The organism is Streptomyces sp. NPDC020192 (assembly GCF_044388685.1).
Lineage (GTDB): Bacteria > Actinomycetota > Actinomycetes > Streptomycetales > Streptomycetaceae > Streptomyces.
The window spans coordinates 671,850-695,964 of the sequence record NZ_JBIRXG010000001.1 but is presented as its reverse complement, the minus strand read 5'-3'; the positions used below and the strand labels follow the sequence as shown (position 1 = coordinate 695,964).

24 protein-coding genes and 1 tRNA gene are annotated in these 24,115 nt (G+C 71.6%); 11 read left to right on the top strand and 14 right to left on the bottom strand.

Annotated elements, in window-relative coordinates; all coding sequences use genetic code 11:
- Positions 1 to 95: 95 nt before the first annotated feature.
- Positions 96 to 1,211 carry an amidase domain-containing protein gene (locus ACH47Z_RS03230; protein ID WP_399070364.1) on the top strand — a complete coding sequence of 372 codons (1,116 nt, stop codon included), beginning with the start codon at positions 96 to 98 and terminating at the stop codon, positions 1,209 to 1,211.
- Here ACH47Z_RS03230 and ACH47Z_RS03225 read toward each other — a convergent pair.
- The 3 genes from ACH47Z_RS03225 to ACH47Z_RS03215 all read right to left on the bottom strand — a co-directional run bounded on the left by ACH47Z_RS03225 (position 1,199) and on the right by ACH47Z_RS03215 (position 4,086).
- Positions 1,199 to 1,732, bottom strand: a complete 534-nt coding sequence (locus ACH47Z_RS03225; RefSeq protein ID WP_399069909.1) for a DUF4383 domain-containing protein — start codon at positions 1,730 to 1,732, stop codon at positions 1,199 to 1,201. The genes ACH47Z_RS03230 and ACH47Z_RS03225 overlap by 13 nt on opposite strands.
- A 107-nt stretch (positions 1,733 to 1,839) precedes the next feature.
- A complete protein-coding gene (locus ACH47Z_RS03220; RefSeq protein WP_399069908.1) occupies positions 1,840 to 3,240 on the bottom strand; it encodes a hypothetical protein in 1,401 nt (466 codons plus the stop codon).
- Positions 3,241 to 3,315: 75 nt separating this feature from the next.
- The gene (locus ACH47Z_RS03215; protein ID WP_399069907.1) at positions 3,316 to 4,086 is read right to left on the bottom strand and encodes a DUF4097 family beta strand repeat-containing protein; all 771 of its coding nucleotides are present in this window, start codon (positions 4,084 to 4,086) and stop codon (positions 3,316 to 3,318) included.
- A gap of 225 nt (positions 4,087 to 4,311) precedes the next feature.
- On the opposite strand from ACH47Z_RS03215, the gene ACH47Z_RS03210 reads away from it, so the two are divergent.
- Positions 4,312 to 4,386 (top strand) — tRNA-Val (locus ACH47Z_RS03210).
- Positions 4,387 to 4,429: 43 nt separating this feature from the next.
- On the opposite strand, the gene ACH47Z_RS03205 is transcribed toward ACH47Z_RS03210, so the two are convergent.
- Both ACH47Z_RS03205 and ACH47Z_RS03200 read right to left on the bottom strand, forming a co-directional pair.
- On the bottom strand, positions 4,430 to 4,765 hold the full coding sequence (locus ACH47Z_RS03205) for a hypothetical protein (RefSeq protein ID WP_399069906.1): 336 nt from the start codon (positions 4,763 to 4,765) through the stop codon (positions 4,430 to 4,432).
- Positions 4,766 to 4,891: 126 nt separating this feature from the next.
- Positions 4,892 to 5,791, bottom strand: coding sequence for a ketopantoate reductase family protein (locus ACH47Z_RS03200; protein ID WP_399069904.1), 900 nt, complete (start codon positions 5,789 to 5,791; stop codon positions 4,892 to 4,894).
- 93 nt (positions 5,792 to 5,884) lie between these two features.
- On the opposite strand from ACH47Z_RS03200, the gene ACH47Z_RS03195 reads away from it, so the two are divergent.
- From ACH47Z_RS03195 to ACH47Z_RS03185, 3 genes are all read left to right on the top strand, one after another.
- Entirely contained in the window at positions 5,885 to 6,115 is a 231-nt protein-coding gene (locus ACH47Z_RS03195) for a DUF2277 domain-containing protein (protein ID WP_399069903.1), read from the top strand.
- 102 nt (positions 6,116 to 6,217) lie between these two features.
- Positions 6,218 to 8,146, top strand: a complete 1,929-nt coding sequence (locus ACH47Z_RS03190) for an FAD/NAD(P)-binding protein (RefSeq protein ID WP_399069901.1) — start codon at positions 6,218 to 6,220, stop codon at positions 8,144 to 8,146.
- Between the two features lie 86 nt (positions 8,147 to 8,232).
- The gene (locus tag ACH47Z_RS03185) at positions 8,233 to 8,688 is read left to right on the top strand and encodes a DoxX family protein (protein WP_399069899.1); all 456 of its coding nucleotides are present in this window, start codon (positions 8,233 to 8,235) and stop codon (positions 8,686 to 8,688) included.
- 73 nt (positions 8,689 to 8,761) lie between these two features.
- Here the strand turns inward: ACH47Z_RS03185 and ACH47Z_RS03180 are convergent, their stop codons facing one another.
- Positions 8,762 to 9,292 (bottom strand): superoxide dismutase family protein, encoded by a 531-nt coding sequence (locus ACH47Z_RS03180; RefSeq protein WP_399069897.1) that lies wholly within the window; start codon positions 9,290 to 9,292, stop codon positions 8,762 to 8,764.
- A gap of 223 nt (positions 9,293 to 9,515) precedes the next feature.
- On the opposite strand from ACH47Z_RS03180, the gene ACH47Z_RS03175 reads away from it, so the two are divergent.
- A complete protein-coding gene (locus tag ACH47Z_RS03175; protein WP_399069894.1) occupies positions 9,516 to 10,130 on the top strand; it encodes a DedA family protein in 615 nt (204 codons plus the stop codon).
- A gap of 55 nt (positions 10,131 to 10,185) precedes the next feature.
- Here ACH47Z_RS03175 and ACH47Z_RS03170 read toward each other — a convergent pair whose 3' ends face one another.
- On the bottom strand, positions 10,186 to 10,839 hold the full coding sequence (locus tag ACH47Z_RS03170; RefSeq protein ID WP_399069892.1) for an HNH endonuclease family protein: 654 nt from the start codon (positions 10,837 to 10,839) through the stop codon (positions 10,186 to 10,188).
- Between the two features lie 399 nt (positions 10,840 to 11,238).
- On the opposite strand from ACH47Z_RS03170, the gene ACH47Z_RS03165 reads away from it, so the two are divergent.
- Positions 11,239 to 11,820 carry a TMEM165/GDT1 family protein gene (locus tag ACH47Z_RS03165; RefSeq protein ID WP_399069890.1) on the top strand — a complete coding sequence of 194 codons (582 nt, stop codon included), beginning with the start codon at positions 11,239 to 11,241 and terminating at the stop codon, positions 11,818 to 11,820.
- Positions 11,821 to 11,984: 164 nt separating this feature from the next.
- Positions 11,985 to 12,653, top strand: a complete 669-nt coding sequence (locus ACH47Z_RS03160) for an HAD-IA family hydrolase (protein WP_399069888.1) — start codon at positions 11,985 to 11,987, stop codon at positions 12,651 to 12,653.
- 13 nt (positions 12,654 to 12,666) lie between these two features.
- On the opposite strand, the gene ACH47Z_RS03155 is transcribed toward ACH47Z_RS03160, so the two are convergent.
- Positions 12,667 to 13,548 carry a peptidoglycan-binding protein gene (locus ACH47Z_RS03155; protein WP_399069886.1) on the bottom strand — a complete coding sequence of 294 codons (882 nt, stop codon included), beginning with the start codon at positions 13,546 to 13,548 and terminating at the stop codon, positions 12,667 to 12,669.
- Between the two features lie 143 nt (positions 13,549 to 13,691).
- Between ACH47Z_RS03155 and ACH47Z_RS03150 the strand changes: the two genes are divergently transcribed.
- Positions 13,692 to 15,731 carry a DHA2 family efflux MFS transporter permease subunit gene (locus ACH47Z_RS03150; RefSeq protein ID WP_399069884.1) on the top strand — a complete coding sequence of 680 codons (2,040 nt, stop codon included), beginning with the start codon at positions 13,692 to 13,694 and terminating at the stop codon, positions 15,729 to 15,731.
- On the opposite strand, the gene ACH47Z_RS03145 is transcribed toward ACH47Z_RS03150, so the two are convergent.
- Both ACH47Z_RS03145 and ACH47Z_RS03140 read right to left on the bottom strand, forming a co-directional pair.
- On the bottom strand, positions 15,724 to 16,230 hold the full coding sequence (locus ACH47Z_RS03145) for a GNAT family N-acetyltransferase (protein WP_399069882.1): 507 nt from the start codon (positions 16,228 to 16,230) through the stop codon (positions 15,724 to 15,726). The genes ACH47Z_RS03150 and ACH47Z_RS03145 overlap by 8 nt on opposite strands.
- Positions 16,218 to 16,640: a DUF1992 domain-containing protein gene (locus ACH47Z_RS03140; RefSeq protein WP_399069880.1), complete on the bottom strand. Its 423-nt coding sequence runs from the start codon at positions 16,638 to 16,640 to the stop codon at positions 16,218 to 16,220. Before ACH47Z_RS03140 ends, ACH47Z_RS03145 begins: the two co-directional genes overlap by 13 nt.
- A 94-nt stretch (positions 16,641 to 16,734) precedes the next feature.
- On the opposite strand from ACH47Z_RS03140, the gene ACH47Z_RS03135 reads away from it, so the two are divergent.
- Positions 16,735 to 17,127, top strand: a complete 393-nt coding sequence (locus ACH47Z_RS03135) for a hypothetical protein (RefSeq protein ID WP_399069878.1) — start codon at positions 16,735 to 16,737, stop codon at positions 17,125 to 17,127.
- Positions 17,128 to 17,152: 25 nt separating this feature from the next.
- Here ACH47Z_RS03135 and ACH47Z_RS03130 read toward each other — a convergent pair whose 3' ends face one another.
- The 3 genes from ACH47Z_RS03130 to proP form a co-directional block, all read right to left on the bottom strand.
- Positions 17,153 to 17,824, bottom strand: a complete 672-nt coding sequence (locus ACH47Z_RS03130) for an O-methyltransferase (RefSeq protein WP_399069876.1) — start codon at positions 17,822 to 17,824, stop codon at positions 17,153 to 17,155.
- A 45-nt stretch (positions 17,825 to 17,869) separates the two neighbouring features.
- Positions 17,870 to 18,985, bottom strand: coding sequence for a DUF2330 domain-containing protein (locus tag ACH47Z_RS03125; protein WP_399069874.1), 1,116 nt, complete (start codon positions 18,983 to 18,985; stop codon positions 17,870 to 17,872).
- 75 nt (positions 18,986 to 19,060) lie between these two features.
- Positions 19,061 to 20,416: a glycine betaine/L-proline transporter ProP gene (proP, locus tag ACH47Z_RS03120; RefSeq protein ID WP_399069872.1), complete on the bottom strand. Its 1,356-nt coding sequence runs from the start codon at positions 20,414 to 20,416 to the stop codon at positions 19,061 to 19,063.
- A 469-nt stretch (positions 20,417 to 20,885) separates the two neighbouring features.
- Here proP and ACH47Z_RS03115 point away from each other — a divergent pair, with 469 nt between their 5' ends.
- Complete coding sequence (locus ACH47Z_RS03115) at positions 20,886 to 22,931, top strand: bifunctional glycosyltransferase 87/phosphatase PAP2 family protein (protein ID WP_399069870.1); 2,046 nt, start codon at positions 20,886 to 20,888, stop codon at positions 22,929 to 22,931.
- Here ACH47Z_RS03115 and ACH47Z_RS03110 read toward each other — a convergent pair.
- Positions 22,915 to 24,084, bottom strand: coding sequence for a steroid 3-ketoacyl-CoA thiolase (locus ACH47Z_RS03110; RefSeq protein WP_399069868.1), 1,170 nt, complete (start codon positions 24,082 to 24,084; stop codon positions 22,915 to 22,917). The genes ACH47Z_RS03115 and ACH47Z_RS03110 overlap by 17 nt on opposite strands.
- Between the last annotated feature and the right edge of the window lie 31 nt (positions 24,085 to 24,115).

Sequence of the window (24,115 nt, the reverse complement as noted above, 5' to 3'; positions counted from 1 at the left end):
TAGGTCTACCGGGATAGAGGGGAACATCATTGAGAACGAGAAAACTGAGCCGTAACCGGCGCCGCGCCACCATAGTCGGCGCCGCGGCCGCCTCACTGGTCGCCGGCGTGGCCCTGCTGCCCAACTGGACCGCGGGCGCCGCCGTCGTCGACGACCCGACGGTGAACGCGGCCACCAAGGCGACCTTCCAGAAGCTGGCCGACGCGGTGTTCACCGACCGCACCCAGGCCCTGGTGGACGGCGCCGGCAGCAAGGGCACCCGGCACACGGCGGGCTTCTCCGGGTCCGTGCGCATGTCCGGCGGACAGACCGACCAGCAGTCGTCCGCCGTGAAGACGCTGACCGCCCGCAAGGGCCTGCTCGCCAAGCTGGGCGAGAAGTACAGCGCGGGCAGCACCCAGGTCACGCTCGACGCGACCGAGGTCCACGGCCGGCGCGCCAAGGTCGCCGTCACCGAGACCACGACCCTGACCTACGAGAAGCCGGCGGCCAAGGGGCCGAAGACCACCGGCTTCCAGGCCCACCACGAGCTGACCTTCAAGGCCGACCGCACGGGCGACTGGCAGCTGACCGGCATCCGCGACACCGACGACGGCTACCTCGCCGTGAATCAGATCGCCAAGCCGGCGGTCGCCAAGGTGAAGACGTCGCCCGCCGACGACAGCCCGCCGGACGCGCCCCGCGCCGCGACCAGCTGGCCCGCACCGGCCAACCCGAAGAGCCTCACGGGTGGCGCCTACGACTACAAGGCCATGGTGGCGTACGCGCAGAAGTACTGGAACAACTACAACCCGGACTACCCGGACTACAACGGCCATGGCGCCGGCGGCGACTGCACCAACTTCGTCAGCCAGACGTTGAAGGCGGGCGGCTGGAAGCACGTCCCGGGCTACACGAACGACTTCCACAAGTGGTTCGGCAACGCCGACATCCAGTCCGACTCGTTCGTCGGTGTCAACGAGTTCTCCTGGTTCGCCCTGTCCTCCAAGCGGGTCACGCCCCTCGCCAACGTCTACCAGGCGGACATCGGCGACGTGCTCCAGATGGACTTCAACCGGGACGGGGAAAAGGACCACTCGATGATCGTCACCTACCGCGACCGCTTCGGCGTGCCGTACGTGACGTACCACTCGAACAACACGTACAACCGATCGGTGGCCAGCCTCGTCGCGTCCTACCCGAACGCGTACTACTACGCCTACCGCACCTGATCCTGATCCGGCGGTGCCGCCTGCTCCGCGTCGGGGTGGCGGTACCGCCAGTACGGGTTGTCACGGGGCAGGGCCGAGCCGACCCGGCCGTACATGCCGAAGGTCATCAGCAGCAGACCCACGACAAAGCTGAACAGCACGTTCTGGATCTTGAACGCCAGGAAGTTGTGGGGCGTGTCCAGCAGGCCGAGGAACAGGAAGCCGTTCAGCAGGAACAGCACGCCGAGCACCATGTTCAGCGTGGACGCGACGTTCCCTCCGATCACCATGCCGGCCAGCAGGATCGCCCCGATACAGATCGAGAGCACGCTGAGCGCGCCGTTGGTGTTCAGCCCCGCGGCCGTCGCTCCGCCGGTGTTGAAGAAGCCGATGTGGTTGACCAGCCCCAGGACACCGAAGGCGACGAGAAACGCGCCGATCAGCCCCGCGCCGATCCGGTAGACCGCGTTCAGCCGATGATCGACGGGCAGATGCTGATCGAACCGCATCCGCTGACGTGGTCGCGCTGCGTGTGTGGCCATATCCGCCTCCCTCGGGCGTGTAGCGGAGGCCATGCGTCCCTTCAATATCCGCCCGTCGTGCGGAACCCTGCAACCGACGGCAACTGTCCCTCAGGGGCGCTGGGAACTCAATGCCCGCCTCGCTCCTCACGAATCTGAGCCACGACCTGCGCCGCTGTCCGCCGGACGGCATCCGTCTCGGTCAGGAAATGCCAATAGTCAGGGTGCCGCCCCTCCAGCGTGGCAACGGAACGCTCCAGCCGCCCCACCGCCTCATCCAGCGGAGTGGCATGCCGGGGATCCGGCGTCGCACGACCGCTCATCGCCAACCGCTGGGCGTCCCGGATCGCGAACCGGGTCCGCTCGATCTCGGCCTGCGGATCCTTCTGTACGGCGTTCAGCCGCCGCAACCGCTCCCCGGCGGCCGACACGGCCTCGTCGGTGGTGTTCAGCAGCGCCCGCACGGTCGACAACAGCGACGTGGCGTCCGGCCAGCGCTGGGCCTCCCGGGCGGACTGCGCCTCGCGCAGCTTCAGCTCGGCCTGCCGTACGTTCTGCACGGCCTGCTCGGGCACCTGCTGCAGATCCTGCCAGCAGGCCGCCGCGAACCGGCGCCGCAGCTCGCTGAGCACCGGGTCCACCTGCCCGGCCCGTGTGGTCAGCGCCTGCGCGCGCGTCCGCAGGGAGACCAGCCGGTGGTCGATCTCGGCCGCCAGCTCCGGCAGCCGCTCGGCCTCGGCCCGGATCGCCCCGGCCTCCCGCTGCACCCGCTCGGCCCGCTCCACCGTCGGCTGCACGCCGTGCTGCCCCGCGCCCTGGTTCAGCTTCGTCAGCTCGGGCGAGAGGGCGGCGAGCCGCGCCGCGAGGTCGTCGGCCCGCAGGCCCTTCTCCCGGGCGCCGTCCAGGGCGTTGCTCGCGGCCAGCAGCGCCTGCCGGGCCCGCTCCACGGCGGGCGCCAGCCGGGCCAGCCGGGTCTCGGCCGAGCCGAGCAGCGGGGCGAGCGAGCCGCCGAACCGGTCCAGCTCCTGCTGGACGCGGAGCAGCTCGTCCTTGGCGGCGGTCAGCTCGGAGCGCGCCCGGGACGCGGCCGAGGCCTCCAGGTCGTCCCGGTCGAGGTCGTGGGCGTCGACGGCCTGGATGTAGCGCTGGCTGACCTCGTCGATCCGCCGGCCCAGCGCCTCGAAGTCGCTCGCGGCACGCCGGGCGGCGGGGGAGTCGTCCACGGCCGTGATGGTCTCGACGGAGATCCGCAGGTCCCGCTGAGCGGTGTCGAGCTCGTAGAACGCGGCCGCGGCGGCGTCCTTCGCGGCCTGCGCCTCGGCCCGCTGGCTCTCCGCCCGGCCGCCGAACCAGCGCCGGGTGCCGCCGCCGGCGAACGCGGCGGGCAGCGCGAGCGCGGCCAGCACCGGCAGGCTCAGCAGGGTGAGGGTGTCACGCAGAGCCGTGGATCCCCTCCGGGCCCCCGCGGCCGACGGCGAGTCCGACGGCGGGTACGTCCGCGTCGCTGGCGTGCCCGGTGTCGCCGTCACATCCCTCTCCCGTGCTGTGGTCCGCCCCTGGGTGGTGACATTCTCCCACCCGTAGGAGACGAACACACGGGCCGGTCAGTTCGCCGTACGGACCGTGACCTTCCCGTTCGCGGAGTCCGCGGTCACGGTGTGCGGGCTGTTGTCGTCCCGGGGCACGGACACGGCGACGCCTCCGTTGTCCGAGCTCGCCTTCACGTGGTACGAGGCACGGGGCAAGGCTATGGACACCGGGCCGTTGTCGCTGGTGACGTCCACGCGGTCCGGCACCCGGCGGAGAGTGAGGTCGACCGAGCCGTTGCTGGTCTCGGCGTGCACGCGCGGCGCGGAGACCTCCGCGTGGACCGAGCCGTTGTCGGAGCGCAGGTCCAGGGGCCCGGTGGAGTCGGTGACGTGCACCGAACCGTTGCTGGTGTGGATGCCGAGCGTCTCGGCGAATCCGCGCGCCTGCACGCCGCCGTTGCCGTCGTCGACGCTGACCTGAATGCCTCGCGGCACCTCGATCCGGTACTTGGCCGAGCAGTCGGCGATGAACCCGTCGCAGTGCATCCGCAGCTTCAGCCGGTCGCCCTGGAAGGACCAGCTCACCCTGGGCCCGCTGCCGATGACGACCTTCCCCTCGAACCACCGGGTGACCTGGACCGTCCCCGCCTTGTTGCCCTGCGCGGCGACTATTTCCAGCGCCGCGTCGTCCGAGTCGACGGTGAGCGTACGACCGTGCAGCGCGAAGGACTTGTGGTCCGGGTGCTGGTCGTCGCTCGCGGAGCTGCCGCACGCGCTCACCCCCGCGACGAGCACCCCGGTGACCACGGCCATGGCGGCGGCGCGGGCGGCGTTGGAACGGCTCATACGAGATCTCCCCCTGAACCGGACCGCCGGGTGCGGCGGCCGGAGTGTGTCTGACTGTGACGACCGTAGAAGATCACGACCGGCCCGGGCATCCGGAAGACTCCCGAACCGGGGGTGGGGATAACCCCAGGAAAACCCTGACTGCCCGCCCGGAACGGGTTTGCGATGCACCGGTCCAGGCAAGGTAGGCTGTCGACTCGACCTGGGTGTGAGTCCGGGTGTTCGGGGTGCGTAGCTCAGGGGTAGAGCGCCTGCCTTACAAGCAGGATGTCGGCGGTTCGAAACCGTCCGCGCCCACCAGCGGGAAGCCCTCGGCCGGAGACGGCCGGGGGCTTCCTCTTGTTTACTCCTCTGTCTGCTCGTGGGCGTGCTTCAGCCGGGTGCGTGTCTCCACCCGGTCCGCCGCCGCGACCTCGGCCCAGAAGCGGTGCGTGCTGATGAACACCGCCAGCTCGTGCTCGCGCCGTCGCAGCTTCTCCACCTCGGCCTGCTCGTCCTCGCTCCACCCCGGGGAAGCGGGCCGCTCCACCTTGCGCCAGCCGGTGTCGTCGCTGAACGCGTCCATCGGCTCGACCGACCAGGGCAGCCGCTTGAGCAGGGCCGACAGCTCGGCCCTGACCTGATGCAGCTCCTCCTGCCCGGCGAGGAGGTCACTGGGGAATTCGTAGGTCGTCGCCACGCGGCAATGCTACGCCTGTTCGATTTTGAGAGGCGAGCTCGTTCGTGGGGTCCGGGGGAGGTTCAGCCGAACGGGTGGCGACAAGGGGGGAGGGGCGGCGCGCGTGGGGGCGCCGCCCCTGGGCCGTCAGTGGCCGGCGGCCCGGAGTTCGCGCATCAGGCGGGACGTCACCGGTGCCGGTACGTCGTGCCGGGCGGCCGCGCGCAGCAGGGCTCCGCCGATGGCGTCCAGCTCCAGCGGGCGGTCCGCCTCCGCGTCGCGCTGCATGGAGGACTTGGCGCCGGGCGGGAAGGCGTCGTACCGGGCCAGCGCCTGGGCCGGGTCGGCGGGGGCGCCGCAGGCGCGGCTGACCGCTGCGGTCTCGGCGACGAGAGCCTCCAGCTCCGCGCGGTGCCGGGTGCGGACCTCGCCGAGCGGGAGGGCGTACCGGGTGGTGAGCAGCGCGAACGGGGCCAGGAACGCCATCTTGGCCCACAGCGCCGCCGTCTCGTCCTCGACGACGCGGGCGGTCGTACCGGCGGCGGCCAACACGGCGGCGAGGGCGTCCAGACGGGTGCGGGGTACGCCGTCCCCGGCGAGGTCGATCTCCGTGAACGGGCTGCCGTGCTCGATCACGCCGGGGGAGACCCGGGTGGACTCCACGCGGATCACCGCCGGGGCGACCCGGTCGGGGCGGTAGCGCTCGCGCAGTGCGGCGGGGTGCTCGACGCCGTTCAGCAGCGGTACGACGAGGGCGTCGCCGAGCGCGGCCGGCGGGACGCGGGTGAGGGCGGCCTCGAGCGCGGTGTGCTTGACGGTGATCAGGCACGCGTCCACCGGCTCGCGCAGCTCGGTGTCCGCCTCGACGGGCGCGGTGAACTCGCCGAACTGCGGGCTGCGGACGGTGATTCCGGTACGGCGCAGGGTGTCGGCCGTGTGCTCCTGGGCCAGGCAGACGACGCGATGGCCGGAGCGGGACAGGAGGGCGGCGAGGAGGCCGCCCGTGCCGCCGGGACCGAGGACGGCCACGGTGCTCTTGCTTGCCATGAGTGTGTTCCCTTCGACGGTCGGCCCCGGGAGTCGGTAGCCGCCTTCGCCGCGATCATCGCAGGCGCGTGCGCGGTGCGGGACACTGGGCACATGTGCCGGAGTATCAAGACGCTGCGTCCCCCCGTGCTCCCCGACGAGGCCACGGACGAGGACATCCACGCCGCCGCGCTGCAGTACGTACGCAAGGTCTCGGGATTCAGGGCTCCCGCCGCCCATAACCGCGAGGTCTTCGACCGGGCGGTCGCGGCGGTGGCGGAGGCGACGGCGGAACTGCTCGGGGGGCTGGAGGTACGGGGTCAATCGGTCAGAAGTGCCCCGTAGGGGACAACTCCGGCTGCCGGTGAGGCCGTTGGTGAACACCGGGCAAGATGAAGCGTCCCGTCCGCTTGACCGGCGGACGCCATCACGCCCGGGAGCCACCCTTTGTCTGCACCGACCCAGGAACCCCCCACGATCTCCGTCGCCCTGGTCGGAGCCGGTCCGCGTGGCACCAGTGTGCTGGAGCGGCTCTGTGCCTCCGTGCCGGAGCTTCTGCCGGCCGGTGTCCGGCTGACGGTCCACGTGATCGATCCGGCGCCGCCCGGCCCCGGCCGGGTCTGGCGGACCGTGCAGTCGGCGGAGCTGCTGATGAACACCGTGGCGAGCCAGGTGACGCTGTTCACCGACGAGAGCGTCGACTGCGCCGGCCCCATCCGCCCCGGCCCCAGCCTGTACGAATGGGCGGACGGCGAGGTGGGCCCGGACTCGTACCCGACCCGTGCGCACTACGGCCGTTACCTGGAGTGGGTGTTCGCCCGGACCGTGCGCGAGGCGCCGGAATCCGTGGACGTCCGCACCCACCGGGCCCGTGCCGTCCGCCTCGCCGACGACGACACCGTCGACGGCCGCCAGGCGCTCACCCTCGACGACGGCCGGGTCCTGTCCGGCCTGGCCGCCGTGGTGCTGGCCCAGGGGCATCTGCCCGCCGCCGGAGCCGAGGAGGAGCGCCGCAGCGCCGCGTACGCCGCCCGGCACGGCCTCACGCACGTCCCGCCCGCCAACCCGGCCGACGTCGAACTCGGGGAGATCCGGCCGGGCGAGGCCGTGCTGCTGCGCGGCCTCGGGCTCAACTTCTTCGACCACCTCGCCCTGTTCACCAGCGGCCGCGGCGGCCGGTTCGTCCGGGCCGGGGCCGGCGCCGGACTGCGTTATCTGCCCTCCGGCCGCGAACCCCGGCTGTACGCCGGTTCCCGGCGCGGGGTGCCGTACCAGGCGCGCGGCGACAACGCCAAGGGCCCGTACGGCCGGCACACCCCGCTGCTGCTCACCCCGGAGGCGATCGCGGGCTTCCGCAAGCGTGCCGACTCCGGCGAGGCGCCCGACTTCCTCGCCGAGATATGGCCGTTGGTGGCCAAGGAGGTGGAGACGGTCTACTACGGCGCGCTGCTCGAACACGTCGGCCGCACCGGTCGTACCGGTCGCACCGACTTCGCCGAGCGCTTTCTCGCCGTACCCCACGGTGATCCCCAAGAGGCGCTGCTGCTGGACGAGTTCGGGGTGGCCGAGGGTGAGCGCTGGAGCTGGGAGCGGGTCGCCCGGCCGTACGGGGAGCGGGAGTTCGCGGATCCGGGGCAGTGGCGGGCCTGGCTGCTGGAGTACGTGCGCGAGGACGCCGAGCAGGCCGCCCTGGGCAATGTGCGCGGCCCGCTCAAGGCGGCCCTCGACGTGCTGCGCGATCTGCGCAACGAGATACGGCTGGTGGTCGACCACGGCGGGCTGAGCGGTGCCTCGCGGCGTGCGCACCTGGACGGTTGGTACACCCCGCTCAACGCCTTTCTGTCCATCGGCCCGCCCCGGCGTCGTATCGAGGAGCTGACGGCGTTGCTGGAGGCGGGTGTGGTGGAGATCCTCGGTCCGCGGCTCGAGGTGCGCGAGGAGCGGGCGGCCTGGGTGGCGTCCTCGCCGGACGTGCCGGGTTCCGCGGTCCGTGTGACGACTCTCATAGAGGCGCGGCTTCCGGAACCCGATCTGCGGTACACGGCCGACGAGTTGCTCGCGGGGCTCCTCGCGGACGGCGGCTGCCGGCCGCACACGGTCGACGGCTACGAAACCGGCGGGCTGGACGTGACGCGCCGGCCGTACCGTCTGATCAACCGTCAGGGAGCCGTGCACGCTAGGAGGTTCGCGCTCGGTGTGCCCACGGAGGGCGTGCACTGGGTGACGGCGGCGGGGGCTCGGCCGGGCGTGGACTCGGTGACGCTGTCGGACGCCGACGCGGTCGCGCGGGCCGTGCTGCGGACGGCCGCGGCGGAAGCGGAATCGCGGGCGGAGGCCGGACTCCGGCCGAATGTTGAACTTGCAAGCATTGATTAGGCATGCCTAACCTGGGGCCTCCGTTCGGTTACGACACCCCCACAACCGGCCCGTCCCCGGCCGGTCACCGACGAGGAGATTCCCCCATGTCCGCTCGCCTCAACTCCGCTCAGCCGTACGTCATCGGGCTCTTCCGGATCGTCGTCGGCCTGCTCTTCGCCGTGCACGGCGTCGCTTCCCTCTTCGGTGTGCTCGGGGGTGCCGCGGGCACCGACGGCGGCACGATCCCGTCCGGCACCTGGCCGGGCTGGTACGCGGCCGTGATCCAGCTGGTCGCCGGCGCCCTGGTGCTCCTCGGTCTCGGCACGCGCGGCGCCGCCCTGATCGCCTCGGGCTCGATGGCGTACGCCTACTTCGACGTGCACCAGCAGGCCGCGCTGTGGCCCATCCAGAACGGCGGTGAGCTGTCCGTCCTCTTCTGCTGGGCGTTCTTCCTGATGGTCTTCACCGGCTCCGGCGCCTTCGGCCTCGACCGGCTGTTCGGCCGGCGCACGGCCGAGGAGGCCGGGTCCGTCACCGAGCAGACCCCGGTGGCCGCCTGAGACAGCGGCCGTACGAGCCCCGCGCGGGGCGGCGCCCTTCCCCGTCACGAGAGGGGAAGGGCGTCGGCGTGCCTTACGGCTTGGCGACGAACGGCACGCTGAAGCAGGCCGCCCGGGCGCCCTTCATGCCGGGCTGGCTGTGGATCACCACGGAGCCGGCCTCGCCCTTGCGGAAGGCCCAGCTGTGCGTCGCGCTCGCGGAGCCGTTGCCCTTCGCGTCGGTCTTGAAGTCCAGCCAGACCTCGTTCTTGTTGTTGACGTGGGCGGCGTCCGTGCCGGCCTTGTCCTGGTAGTGCTTGCCGGCGGCGGCGGGGTCGGCGCCACAGGTCTTCTGGTGGATGTGGACCCCGTACTGCTGGTTGGGCTTCAGGCCCGTGACCCGCAGGTCGACCGTCGTGGCACCGGTCGGCTGGACCCGCTGCCGGACGCTGATCCAGGAGTTCGCCGGGACGAGCTTCTGGTCGTACGTCACGGCCTGCGGGGCGACGTTCTTGGCGGGCGGGGAGAACACGCCGTCGGTCTCCAGCATGAAGCCGTGCGCGCTGGGGCTTGCGGTCGCGAACAGGGCTGCGGCGAGGGCGCCCGCATATACGGCTGCCACCATGATGTGCACCTTTTTCTGCGCCTATGCGCTGTTTCTTCGGAGGTACGCCTGATGTAGGCCTCTCTTCGTTGCTACGGGACGCGGCGCGGCTCCGCCGCATGGGGCATGCCGTACGGGTGAACGGATGACGCCCGAATGGCCCCATCAGCCCCCCTTGGCCCTGCTGTCACACCCCCGGCGTACGCTGTATGGCTGTCAACGGGGGAGCAACGGGGGAGTCGTGGTGTTCGAGAGTGTGGGGTCGCTGGCCGGCGGGCCGTGGATCTACGCGGTGGTGACCCTGTCCGTGCTGCTCGACGTGTTCGTGCCGGTGCTGCCGAGCGGTGTGCTCGTCATCGCGGCGGGTACGGCCGCGGCGGCGGGCTCGGGCGCGGCGACCGGCCGGGTCCCGCACGGCGTGCCGGACATGCTGGCCCTGATCCTCTGCGCGGCGGCCGCCTCGGTCCTCGGCGATCTGGTGGCCTACCGGCTGGCGTGGCGGGGCGGGGAACGGCTGGACCGGGCCATAGCCCGCTCCCGGCGGCTGACCACCGCCCAGGAACGGCTCGGTGAGGCGCTGGCCCGGGGCGGCGGCGCGCTCGTCGTGCTCGCCCGCTTCGCCCCGGCCGGCCGCTCGGTCGTCTCCTTCTGTGCCGGCGCCGCCCACCGCCGCGCCCGGGACTTCGTCCCCTGGTCGGCCCTGGCCGGCCTGTCCTGGGCCGCGTACAGCGTCGCCCTCGGCTACTACGGCGCCCAGTGGCTCGGCGCGACCTGGCTCGCCACCGGTGTCTCCCTGACGGCCCTGTTCGGCGCGGGCGCGGCGGCGGGGTACTTCATGCGCCGCCGCCCGGTTTCCTGACGCACGGTCGTACGGCACCGGGGGCCGGCCGCGCCGGGCCGGCCCCACCTGAACGTCAGCAGCTCGCCAGGTAGTTCGTCAGCGCGGTCTTCTCCGCCGAGTCGACCGAGAGGTCGTAGTAGTACTTCACCTGCACCCAGGCGCGGACGTACGTGCAGACGTACGCGGAGCGGGACGGCACCCAGGTGGCCGGGTCCTGGTCGCCCTTGGCCTGGTTCACGTTGTCGGTGACGGCGATGAGCTGCGGGCGCGTCAGATCGTTGGCGAAGGCCTGCCGCTGCGCGGTGGTCCACTTGCTCGCGCCGGAGTCCCAGGCCTCGGCCAGCGGGACCAGGTGGTCGATGTCCAGGTCGGAGGCGGCGGTCCAGGTGGCGCCGTCGTACGGGGAGTACCAGCTGCCGCTGGTGGCCGCGCAGGAGGAGTCGGTGACGACGTTCGAGCCGTCGCGCTTGAGGACCGTCTCGCGGGTGTTGCAGGTGCCGCTGATGGTGATCCAGTGCGGGAAGAGGTCGCGGCTGTAGCCGGTGCGGTTCTCGGTGGCGACCGTCAGCTGGGAGAGGTAGACGCGGGCGGTGGCGGCGCTGACCGGGGCGGGGAGGGCGGCCGAGGCGGCCGGGGAGTCGAACAGGGCGGCGGAGGCTATGAGACCGGTAAGAGCCGCGAGTATGCTCAGTCGTCGACGCGCGTAGACCTTTGCGGAGCGGGCCATGCGAACTCCCTTGTGGGGTGGGGGTGTTGAGTGCGGACCGGGGAATGCTCGCCGGGGCGTGTTGCCGTAAGGTGAGCGTTCGGTAAGAAGGTAATGACGCGTCCATGACACAACAAGGTTCATGACGGGTTCGCGGCTGAACTTTCACATCCCGTACGATGGGGAGCGCAGAAGGGGAGTAGCTCTTCGCCGGACCGTCGACATACTGCTCAGCGAGCCTGAGCCGGCGCCCGGAGGCGGACCTCGGACCTTGGATTTCGACGGGACGCCAGCGAGACCTTCGGCAAGCAGTGCACGCCCGTGTCCACCGGCACGGGCGCCGAGTGTGCTGCCGTGCCGAGGTGTCCTTGCGTGACGTACCACACTCTCGGCCGGCGGCCCCCGACCGATTGAGGAACCTTGATCAGCATCACCGTGACGGCGCTCGTCTTCGGCGTCATCTTCCTCGCCGAACTGCCGGACAAGACCGCGCTCGCCGGTCTCGTCCTCGGCACCCGTTACCGGGCGAGCCACGTCTTCGCGGGCGTCGCCGCCGCCTTCCTGCTGCATGTCGTGCTGGCCGTCGCGGCCGGCAGCGTGCTGACCCTGCTGCCGCAGCAGATCGTGCACGCCCTCACCGGTGTCCTCTTCCTCGGTGGCGCTGCCGTGCTGCTGCTGAAGAGGGGCGACGGCGAGGAGGAGATCAAGAAGCCCGCCGACCAGTCCTTCTGGAAGGTCGCGGGTACGGGCTTCATGCTCATCCTCGTCGCCGAGTTCGGCGATCTCACCCAGATCATGACCGCCAACCTCGCCGCCCGCTACGACGACCCGGTCTCCGTCGGTCTCGGCGCGGTGCTCGGCCTGTGGGCCGTCGCCGGGCTCGGCATCGTCGGCGGAAAGGCCCTGATGAAGAGGGTCCCGCTGCGGCTGATCACGCAGATCGCGGCCCTGCTGATGCTGGGGCTCGGGGTGTGGAGCCTGTACGAGGCGGTGGCGGGCTGAGCCTGGCCGGGCCCGGCCGAGCTGAACGGCCGGTGAACCTTCGCGGGAGGCGCTGGCGGGATCGGGGGCGATTTTGTACCGTGGAGGAACAAAGTGGCTCCCGCCCGTTTTCCCTGACCGGCGGGCGGGGCCGCCTTGTCCTCTCTTCCTCCCTGGAGCTGCCGATGACGGCCACCGCCGCGCCCACCGTCCTCACCGCCCGCGCCCTCCTGCTCGACATGGACGGCACCCTCGTCAACTCGGACGCCGTGGTCGAGCGCATCTGGCGGCGCTGGGCCGAGCGGCACGGGCTGGACGGCGACGAGGTGATGAAGGTCGTCCACGGCCGCCAGGGGCACGCCTCCATGGCCGTACTGCTGCCCGACCGGCCCGTCGAGCAGAACCTCGCCGACAACGCCCGCATGCTCGCCGAGGAGACCGCCGACACGGAGGGTGTGGTGGAGATCCCTGGTGCGAGTGTCTTTCTGGCCTCGCTGCGGGGGCTTCCGCATGCGCTGGTGACCTCGGCCGACGTCGCGCTGTCCACCGCGCGTATGGACGCCGCCGGGTTGCCGCTGCCGGAGATCCGGATCACCGCGGAGTCCGTGGGCGCGAGCAAGCCCGACCCCGAGGGGTTTTTGAAGGGGGCCGCTGAGCTGGGGGTGGATCCCGGGGAGTGTGTGGTGTTCGAGGACTCCGGGGCGGGCATTGCGGCGGGGCGGGCTGCGGGGATGCGGGTGGTGGGGGTCGGGCCGCGTGCCGGGCTGCACGGGCCCGATGTGGTGGTGCCGGACCTTACGCGTGTGCGGGTCGAGGCGGGCGCCGACGGGATGATCCGGCTGTACGTCGGCTGAAAAGCGAGACGGTTCACGGCTTCGCCGTCTCCGCCTCCAGGCTCTTCCTCGTCGCCGGCCCGTACTCCCCGTAGGTGTCCCCGATGATGCCCCGGGCCAGCTGGTAGTTGCGTACCGCGTCCTGCACCGGGCGGGTGAAGATGCCGTTGATCTCGTCGCCGTAGAGGTTCAACTGCCGTAGTCGCTGCTGGAGTTCGGTGACCCCGGGGCCCTTGTCGCCGAGGCGCAGGACCGGGCCGGCGGCGGGAGCGGGCCGCGCGGTGGCGGACGTCGTCGCGGTGGGGGAGGGGGAGCTGGACGCCGTGGGGGACGCGGTGGTCGGGGTCGGGGACGGTACCGACGACGGGGGCGGGCTCGGTGGGGTCGAGGATGGGCGGGCCGGTGAGCGGGACACGGTGGGGGAGTCCGGTGCCGTGGGGGACGGCGATGCCGGTGTGCTCTTGGCCGGAACGCTCGCCCTGACCTCCTGGGCGGAGCGGTCCCGGGAGGACGGGGCGTCGTACGAGAACAGGCCGCTCGCGAAACCGGCCGCCGCCACGACCGCCACACCCGCGCCCGCGACGGACAGCAGGACGCGGACGCTCCGCGGGTTCGGCCGCGAGGGGTCGTCATTCGGCTGCGGCGCCGTTGTGGCTGGTCCGACAGTTCCCCACGCCCCTTCGGGGTACTTCGCCGGCAGTCGTAACGGCAGCGTGGTCTCGACGGCCTCGACCTTCACATACGGCCGTATCCGCAGCGGGTCGAAGTCCTCCGCCGCTGCCGCCTCGGCCGTACGCGTCTCGCGCAGGGCCTCGGCCGCCCGCTCGGTGCAGTCGCAGGACGGGCTCCGGTCCGGGCCCCTCGGCGCCCCGCACTCCGGGCAGGCATGGCCCTCGGGATGCGCGGAATCAGTCACGTGTTCGTTCCTCCCCTCACGAACTCCAGAGACTATGCGCACCTTCTCCGCATCCGCCGCCGGAAACGCGGGACTCGACAGGCCATAACCGGCCACACCGACGACGATGGAAGAGGTGCAACCCGAGCCTCCGGGAGGTCTCCATGGCCCTGGACACGCACGGTACGGCGAAGGACGCGAAGGACGGCGAACACGTCCCCGGCAGTGTGTTCGTCCCGATCGGCGCGCTGCTCCTCGGGCTGCTGCTCGCCGCGCTCGACCAGACCATCGTGTCGACCGCGCTGCCCACCATCGTCAGTGAACTCGGCGGTCTCGAGCATCTGTCCTGGGTGGTCACCGCCTATCTGCTGGCCTCGACCGCCGCGACCCCGCTGTGGGGCAAGCTCGGTGACCAGTACGGCCGGAAACGGCTGTTCCAGACGGCCATCGTGATCTTTCTCATCGGCTCGGCGCTGTGCGGGGCGGCGCAGAACATGCCGCAGCTCATCGCGTTCCGGGCGCTCCAGGGGCTGGGCGGCGGCGGGCTGATGGTGCTGTCGATGGCGATCGTCGGCGACATCGTGCCCCCGCGTGAACGCGGCCGCTACCAGGGGCTGTTCGGGGCCGTCTTCGGTGCCACCAGCGTGCTGGGGCCGCTGCTCGGCGGGCTGCTCACCGAGCAGCTGAGCTGGCGCTGGGTGTTCTACGTCAACCTGCCCGTCGGGGTCGTCGCGCTCGCCGTGATCGCCACCGCGCTGCGCATCCCGCGCCGCACCGAGCGTCATGTCATCGACTACCTCGGCACGTTCCTGATCGCCGCCGTCGCCACCTGCCTGGTCCTCGTCGCCTCCCTCGGCGGTACGACCTGGGCCTGGGCCTCGGCGCAGATCGTCGGGCTCGCCGTGCTGGGCGTGCTGCTGGCCGTGGCGTTCGTGGCCGTCGAGCGGCGGGCCGCCGAACCGGTGCTGCCGCTGAAGCTGTTCGGCATCCGCACCTTCACCCTCGCCGCCGTGATCAGCTTCATCGTCGGCTTCGCCATGTTCGGCGCGATGACGTACCTGCCGACCTTCCTCCAGGTCGTGCACGGCGTCTCGCCGACCATGTCCGGGGTGCACATGCTGCCGATGGTGTTCGGCCTGCTGCTGTCCTCGACCGTGTCCGGGCAGATCGTCAGCCGCACCGGGCGCTGGAAGGTGTTCCCGGTCGTCGGCACCGCCGTCACCACCATCGGCCTGCTCCTGCTGCACCGGCTGACCGAACACAGCCCGACCGCCGTGATGAGCGTCTACTTCTTCGTCTTCGGCCTCGGACTCGGCCTGGTCATGCAGGTTCTCGTCCTCATCGTGCAGAACGCGGTCTCGTACGAGGACCTGGGCGTGGCGACCTCCGGCGCGACCTTCTTCCGCTCCATCGGCGCCTCCTTCGGCGTGGCCATCTTCGGCACGGTCTTCGCCGGCCGGCTGAGCGACAAACTCGCCGCCGCCCTCCGGGGGGTCCACCTTCCGCCGGGGATCACCCCGGGCGCCCTGAAGTCCGACCCCCGGGGCATCGCCGCCCTGCCGCCCGCCCTGCGCCCCGCGGCCCTGCACGCGTACGCGTCCGCCATCACCGGCGTCTTCCTCTACGCCGCCCCGGTCGCCCTCCTCGGCTTCGTGCTGGCCTGGTTCCTGAAGGAGGACCGGCTGCGCGGCTCGGTCACCGCGCCGGACGTCTCCGAGACGATCCCGCCCAACCCGGTCGAGCGTTCCTCCTACGACGAGTGCTGCCGGGCCCTGTCCGTGCTCGGCACCCGCGAGGGCCGCCGGGAGATCTACCGCAAGATCACCGAACGGGCCGGCTACGACCTGCTGCCCGCCGCCAGCTGGCTGCTGCTGCGCATCCGCAAGTACGGCTCGGTCGAGCCGGGCGTGCTCGCCGAACGCGGCTCCGTCCCGCTGGAGGTCGTCATGGCCGCCGCCCGCCAGGTCGAGGAACGGCAGCTCACCGAACGCCGGGGACTGGACGTGTACTTGACCGACTCCGGCCGCGAGGCCGCCGAACGGCTCGCCACGGCCCGCGAGGAGTCCCTGGCCGAACTCCTCGGCGACTGGTGGCAGCCGTGCCGCTCGACCGACCTGGCGCAGCTGGTGAAGGAACTGACCGGGGAGCTGTGCGGCTCGGAGCGCGAGCAGCCGTTCAACGGGCCGAGGAGCAGGGTCAGTTGACTGCCAGTTCCTTGCGGAACCAGTGCTCGGCGTACTGGTCGTCGTTGTGCGGGCCGGTCTCGGTGTAGCCGAGGCGGGCGTACAGGGCGCGGGCCTCGACCAGATCACTGCGGGTGTCGAGTATGAGGCGGTGGGCGCCGAGGGCGCGGGCGGCCGCCTCGGCGGCGGCGACGAGCAGCGGGGCGCCGCCCTTGCCGCGCAGATGCCCGTACACGAACACCCGGGTCAGTTCGGCCGTGTCCGCGTCGAGCAGCCGTATCCCCGCCGAACCGCCCGGCTCGCCGTCGTACCGCCCGATGAGCAACTGCCCGGCGGGCGGGGCGAGTTCGCAACCGGTACGGGCCGCGATCTCCCGCTCCAGCTCGGCGGGGTCGGTCCGGTGCCCCTCATGCAGCAGGTACCAGCGGTCGCTGACCTCCGTGTAGTACGCCCGCCACAGCGCGGCGGCGGCCGGGGAGTCGTACGGTTCCGGGGTGATCGTCCACGTCATGCGGGCCATTGTGCGCTGCCGGCTCTACGCCGGTGCCACTCCCGTACGACCTCCTCGACGTCGTACGGCTTCTTGCCCAGCGGGGGACCGGGCGGGGGCTTGAACATCATGTCCTTGATCTTGACGTTGACGTCCTCGATGATCTTCCGCGCGATCCGCTCCGAGGGCGCCGCGTACGCCGCCGCCAGCGCGTCCTCGGCCTCCTTGCGCAGCGCGAGGGCGGGCGGCAGTACGGACAGGCCCTCGCGCGCCATCTTCCGCTTGATCCACCACAGTTCGTCGTAGGTGGACTCGACCTCGGCGGGCAGCGGCTCGCCCGCCCCCTGCAGTCGCTCGAACTCCCCGCGCCCCTGCGCGTCACGGATCTGCTTGTCGACCCAGGAGTCGAAGGGCACCCCCGGTGGCTTTCGCTCGGTCATGACTCCATTGTGCCGGACGGCACCCGGCCGGGCGTTTTATCATGCGGCGGCAGACCGACCGGCCGCGCGGCCGGATGATTCAGGGGGAACGCACGTGCTCGAACTGACCATGGCCACCGTCTCCGGGGCCGACGCGGGAGCCACGGCCGGGATGACGATGGCCGACGCGCCGAGCGAGCCGGGCGCCGTGCTCCGGGTCGGCCGTGACGCGGCGGTGTGCCGGCTGGTCACGCCGGAGGACTGGCTGTTCGTCTCCCGCGTGCACCTGGAGTTCCTCTGTGGCCCGGACGGCGGCTGGCAGGTGACGTGGCTGCGCGGTTCGCAGACGGAGCCGTCCTCCGAAGTGCGCCTGATGGCAGGGGAGTTCACCCAGCTGCTGGGCTACGGCGCGACGGTACGGCTGCCGCACGGCGGGTCCGGCGAGATCGTCGTCGAGGACCGCACCGCGCCGCGCAGCGTCAACGTCGGCTTCTACCACGAGGTGTGAGCCGGGCCTGCTGCGTACGTCCGGCTCAGGCCAGCACCCGCGCCAGCGCGAACCCGTCGTAGCCCTTGCTGCCGACCGTCTGCAGCGCCGTACCGTCGAGCCTCGGGTGGGTCGCGATCAGCTCGATCGCGGCGCGGGTGCCCACGACGTCCGGCTCGGCGCTGTCCGCGTCGACGACCCGGCCGCCGCGCACCACGTTGTCCAGCACGATCACGCTGCCCGCGCGGGTGAGCCGCAGGGCCCACTCCACGTAGTGCGCGTTGTTGGCCTTGTCGGCGTCGATGAAGACCAGGTCGAAGGGGGGCGGGTTCTCGTCGGCGAGCTTGGGCAGCGACTCCAGGGCCGGGCCGACCCGCACCTCCGCGATCCGGTCCAGCCCCGCCCGGGCGATGTTCCGTACGGCCACCTCGGCGTGCTTGGCGTTGTACTCCAGCGACACCAGACGGCCGTCCTCGGGAAGCGCCCGCGCCAGCCAGATCGTGCTGTACCCGCCGAGCGTGCCGATCTCGAGGATGCTCCGCGCACCCAGCACCTGGGCGAGCAGATGGAGGAACTTGCCCTGCGTGGCCGTGACGGCGATGTCGGGCAGCCCGGCGATTCCGTTCTCCCGCACGGCTGCCTGGAGCGCCTCGTCATCGTGGGCGAGGTGGCTGTTGAAGTAGTCGTCTACGTCGTCCCAGACCTGCGAGCCGCTCATGGCCGTACTGCCTTTCCCGAGTATCTGCGCTACTCCTGCATCGTCTCAGTCTTGCGGCCCCGTGGGGGAGATCGCCGGGGATTGCGCGGGCGGCGGCGGAAGCGCCGGCCCTCGTGAGCGCCGTACGACGAGCAGGCAGACCAGCGCGACCAGCCCCAGCAGCCCGCCGCCGACCGTGACGACCCACGCCGGGATCCCGGCGATCCGGCGCAGCTCGTCGTCGTAGGTCACCTGCTGGACCGGGGTGTCGGCGGCGGCCCGGCGCAGTTCGTGGTCGCCGGAGATACGGGAGGGGTCGGGGAACCCCTGGGCGAGCGTGGTCAGGTACGGCGTCCCGGCGGCCAGCTCGCCGAGGGCACCGCCCGGCGCGTCGAGGCGGCCGGCGTAGACCGTGCGGGGCGCCGGGCCGCCGATCGCCGTGCGCGTCTCCATGCGGTGCGCGGCGAGCACGTACAGGCCGAGCGACTGCGGGGTGGTGGCCAGCCGGGAGAGCCGCATCGGGTACACCGGGGCGTCGGCCGCGAAGGTGAGGTGGATCGGGTCGAGAGCGCCGTGCAGCGGGGTGCCGCCGGTGTCCGGGGCAAGGCGGACGGCGACGTACTCCCAGTGCCGGTCGACGTACGGCTGGAGGGCGGTGCGCAGCCGGTCGGGGAGGGCGAAGTCGTGGCTCTTCAGCCAGTCGCTGAGTGCGCCGGGGTCGGTGGCGGTCAGCCGGGCCACGTCGAAGGGGCCGAGCCGCTGCTGGCCGACCACGCCGACACCGGCCGCGTCCGGGGGTGCGGCGGCGCCGGCGGAGTCGTGGTCGTCGAACGGCCAGTCGCCGTTCCGCGGCCAGAAGTGGTACCGGGTGCGGTGGACCGGCTGGATCGCCCTGGCCAGCTGGTCGAAGAGGGCGGGGTCGCCCAGGCGGACGGTGGCCCGGTGCGGGACGGGCATGATCCAGGCGGCGTGCCGCGCGTCCCCGCCGACCGTCAGCCGCATCACGATCTGCTCCTGCCGCCCGTCCCACCGCAGCACGGACTGCTCGTCCGCGACGGAGATCCGCTCCGCCGCGTCCGGGATCATCGCCCCGCAACCGCAGGCGTAGGCGGGGGCGATGAACCAGGTGAGCTGGATGCCGAGGAGGGTGAGCAGCAGGGAGAGTATGCGGGCGCGTGTCACGGGGCTACAGACGGTGGGGGTCTGTGATCGGTTCCGGGGCCGGGGAGCCGCCCCCAGCGGCACGGCTGCCCGCAGCTACGAGCGCTCCACCGCCGGTGCCGACCCCGGAAGCGGCCGCCCCGCCGACTCCGACATCCGCCACACCGCGAAGCCGCCCACCACGGCCGCGGCCATCATGTAGTACGCGGGCATCATCATGTTCCCCGTCGCCCCGATCAGCGCGGTCACCACCAGCGGAGTCGTCCCGCCGAAGAGCGACACCGACACGTTGAAGCCGATGGACAGGGAGCCGTAGCGCACCCGGGTCGGGAAGAGAGCGGGCAGGGCGGCGGGCATCGCCGCCGTGAAGCACACCAGCAGCAGGCCCAGCGCGCCCATGCCCAGCGCGACGGCGAGCAGGCTGCCCTGGCGGATCAGCAGCACGGCGGGGATCGACAGGAACAGGAAGCCCGCGCAGCCCGCCGCGATCACCGGACGCCGGCCCACCCGGTCGGTCAGCGCGCCCGCGAACGGCTGGACGATCATCATCAGGGCCATCACGCCCAGCACGACCAGCAGCCCGTGCGTCTCGTCGTACTTCAGCTCGCTCGTCAGATAGCTCGGCATGTACGACAGCAGCATGTAGTCGGTGACGTTGAAGACCAGCACCAGGCCCATGCAGAGGAGCAGGGCCTTCCACTGGCCCGCGACCATCTCGCGCAGCGGCACCTTCGGGCGTTCCGCCTCCGCCTTCTCGACCTCGGCCGCGAACGCCGGGGTCTCCTCCAGCCGCATCCGCAGGTACAGGCCGATGATGCCCATCGGGCCCGCGATCAGGAACGGGATGCGCCAGCCCCAGGTCAGCAGGTCGTGCGACGACAGCAGCGCCGTCATCAGCGTCACCAGGCCCGCGCCGCCGATGTACCCGGCCAGCGTGCCGAACTCCAGCCAGCTGCCGAAGAAGCCCCGCCTCTTGTCGGGCGCGTACTCGGCGATGAAGGTCGACGCGCCCGCGTACTCACCGCCCGTCGAGAAGCCCTGCACCAGCCGCGCGGCCAGCAACAGGAGCGGAGCGCCCACGCCGATCGACGTGTACGACGGGATCAGGCCGATGGCGAACGTGCCCGCCGCCATCATGATCATGGTCAGTGCGAGGACCTTCTGGCGGCCCACCCGGTCGCCCAGCGGGCCGAAGACCATGCCGCCCAGCGGACGGACCAGGAACGCGGCGGCGAAGGCGCCGAACGTCGACAGCAACTGCGCGGTCGGGTTGCCGGACGGGAAGAAGACCTTGCCCAGGGTCACCGCGATGTAGCTGTAGACGCCGAAGTCGAACCACTCCATCGCGTTGCCGAGCGCCGCCGCCTTCACGGCGCGCTTGACCAGCGCGGGGTCGGTGACGGTGACCTCGGCCGGGGCCTGCGCGGCCCGCGGGGTCTTCGGGGTCTTCATGTGCGGGGTGATGGCTGTGGCGACTGCCAAAACGGGCTCGCCTACCTTTCGACGGGGACAGGGACGCGGTCCGTACGGCGACGCTGCCGAGCGGAACGGACCGAAAAGCGACCATAGGAGGGTTTCGGTCCGTTACGTGCCGTACGGGGATGGCTGCACAGTGCAGCTAAACGCCGCGTACCCAGGTACGTCTGCCCGCCTCACGCGCGCCGTTCCACTCCCGCACTGTGATCCTTATCGCGCCCCGCCCCCGCAACCGCACATGCCCCGGACTGTCGTCATCCGGACTAAAGACGGACGAAAGATCGACGAAAACCGGACGAAAGACGGACGGCCGTCAGGTGAAGCGGGGGTTGCCCGCGTCTTTGTCCGAGGGCTCTGCGAGTCTCATAGGGATTCTCATAGGGTCCGCAGAAGAACGTGGCGTATACGGCGCCGGAACGTGAACGGGGCGGGAGGCCGACGAGGCGTGGCGAACGTGGAGCACAGCGGGGGACCTACGGATGCCTTCGGGCAAGCCACGACAGGGGCGCGACTGCGCGCGGCCCGGCTGGCGCTGTGGGCGGTGGCGGCGATCCTCGCCGTACGGCAGGTGGCCGTGGTCCTCAGCACCCCGAGCGGTGACCGGCTGACCGACCTGGAGACCTGGGTCGGACCACACGGCGTCCTGCATGTGAACGGCTCGATCTACGACTCGACCCGCTTCACCGGCACACCCTTCGGCGGGCTCGTCCTCAAGCCCCTGACCCGCTCCGCCCAGGCCGCGCTCGGCTGGGGCTGGACCTTCGGCACCCTGCTCCTCGTCGTCGCCCTCGGCCTGATCGCCGCCCGCGCGCTGCCCCAGCCGGTCAGCCGCCGTACCTCGCTGCTGGCCGCGCCGGTCGCGATCAGCCTGCTCATGCTGTCGCTGCCGGTCCGCAACGCCCTGTGGCTCGGCCAGACCAGCATCATCCCGGTGCTGCTGGTCCTGCTCGGGCTGTTCGCCGTGCGTGGGGAGCGGGCCAGCGGCCTGTGCATAGGCCTGGCCGCCGCGCTCCAGCCGACCATGCTGCTGTTCGCGCCGCTGGTGTGGTTCACCGGCCGGCGCCGGGCCGCGCTCAGCACGGCCGGCACCTTCGTCGCCCTGACCGCGCTCGCCTGGGCCGCGCTGCCCCACGACTCCTACGCGTACTGGGTGCACCACATGGCCGGGGCGGGCCTCGGCGGCAAGGCCGACGCCCTCGGCAACCAGTCGCTGCACGGCGCCCTGCTCCGGCTCGGGCTGACCGGCCCGCTGGAGATCGGCGTCTTCCTGGTGCTCGGCGCCGTCGTCGCGGCCCTCGCCATGCGCCGCGCGGTCCACTACGCGGCCGACGGCCAGCTGCTGCTCGCCGTCGCCGTCACCGGCTGCGCCGCCATCGCCGTCTCACCCACCGCCTGGCAGCACCAGCTGCTGTGGGTGCTGCTCGCGGTGGTCGGCCGGGTCGGCAAGCGGGCCTCCGGCCGTTACGTCTGGCCGGTCGCGGTCGTCCTTGTCACCACTCTCCCGGCGAAGATGATGCTGCCGAACATGCCGGCGATGTACCCGCTGCGGGACAACCTGGTCCTGCTCGCCGCCCTCGCCGCCGCGACGGCGGTCCCGTTCCTGTCCCGGACCTCCCTCTCCTACCAGACCCCGGTCCCGACGGAGCACGCGCCACCGGTCCCGGCCCGCTTCAGCCGCGTCCCGCTCGTCCCCTTTCTCCGCCGGGTCCTGACCCGCCCGAACCTGCTGCTGGAACTGCTGCTCATCCGGGTCGTCTACGCCGCCTACTCACAGGTGCGGCTCGCCGCGACCGGCGGCACCATCTCCGGCGGCCGGGCGCGTGCCGAGCACCACGGGCACGTCGTGCTCGACATCGAGCGCTTCCTGCACATCGACATCGAGCACTGGGCCAACCACGCCGTGGTGAGGATCGGCTGGCTGCGGGACTTCCTCAACTTCTACTACGAGTCCTTCCACTTCGTCGTCCCGCTGACGATCCTCGGCATCCTCTACTGGCGCCGCCCCGTCGACTACCGCTGGGCCCGCGCCTCCCTCGGCTTCGCCACCTTCCTCGCCCTGCTCGGCTTCTGGCTCTTCCCGCTCGCCCCGCCGCGCCTGATGCCGAACCTCGGCATCATCGACACCGTCCACGGCGTCCAGGACTTCTCCAAGCCGAACTACGGCACGCTGACGGCTCTGACCAACCAGTACGCGGCGATGCCGTCCCTGCACTTCGGCTGGTCCCTGTGGTGCGGTGTCGTCATCGCGATCATCGCCCCGAGGTGGTGGATGAAGGCCCTCGGCCTGCTGCACCCCCTCTTCACCGTCTCGGCCATCGTCGGCACCGGCAACCACTGGGTGCTGGACGCGGTCGGCGGCGCGGCGGTGGTGGCGGCGGGGTTCGGGCTGTCGTACGTCTTCCAGGGACCGAGGGCGAAGACGGTCACGGCGGCGACGGGCGCCCAGGAGACACCGAAGGTGACAAACTGGGCCTCTACAGCCGCTGAATGATCGTCCCGGTAGCCAGCCCACCGCCCGCGCACATCGTGATGAGCGCGAACTCCTTGTCGGCGCGCTCCAGTTCGTGCAGGGCGGTGGTGATCAGCCTGGCCCCCGTCGCCCCGACCGGATGTCCCAGGGCAATCCCACCGCCGTTCACGTTGACCTTCTCCAGGTCCTGTTCGAAGACCTGAGCCCAGCTCAACACCACCGACGCGAACGCCTCGTTGATCTCCACGAGGTCGATGTCCTTCAGCGTCATCCCCGCCTTGCCCAGCACCGCCCGCGTCGCGTCGATCGGGCCGTCCAGGTGGAAGTGCGGGTCGGCGCCCACCAGCGCCTGGGCGACGATTCGTGCCCGGGGCTTCAACTTCAGCGCCCGCGCCATCCGCTTCGACGCCCACATGATCGCCGCCGCCCCGTCCGAGATCTGCGACGAGTTGCCCGCCGTATGGACGGCCGTCGGCATCACCGGCTTCAACCCCGCCAGCGCCTCCATCGACGTGTCCCGCAGCCCCTCGTCCTTGTCGACCAGCCGCCACATGCCCTGACCGGCGTACTGCTCCTCCTCGGTCGTCGGGACCTGTACGGCGAACGTCTCGCGCTTGAAGCGTTCCTCGGCCCAGGCGAGGGCCGCCCGCTCCTGCGAGCGCAGGCCCAGCGCGTCCACGTCCTGCCGCGTCAACCCCCGGTGGCGGGCGATGCGTTCGGCCGCCTCGAACTGGTTCGGCAGGTCGACGTTCCACTCGTCCGGGAACGGCTTGCCGGGGCCGTGCTTCGAACCCGACCCCAGCGGGACCCGGCTCATGGCCTCGACACCGCAGCTGATCCCGACGTCGATCACGCCGCCCGCGACCATGTTGGCCACCATGTGCGAGGCCTGCTGGGAGGAGCCGCACTGGCAGTCGACGGTCGTCGCGGCCGTCTCGTACGGCAGGCCCATGGCCAGCCAGGCGGTGCGCGCGGGGTTCATGGACTGTTCGCCGGCGTGGGTGACCGTGCCGCCGATGATTTGCTCGACCGCGTCGGCGGGGATGCCGGTGCGGCCGAGGAGTTCACGGTAGGTCTCGCCCAGGAGATAGGCGGGGTGCAGGTTGGCGAGCGCGCCGCCGCGCTTGCCGATCGGGGTGCGGACGGCTTCGACGATCACGGGTTCGGCGGCCATGGGTGCGGGTCCTCTCCGAGGGCTCTCCGGG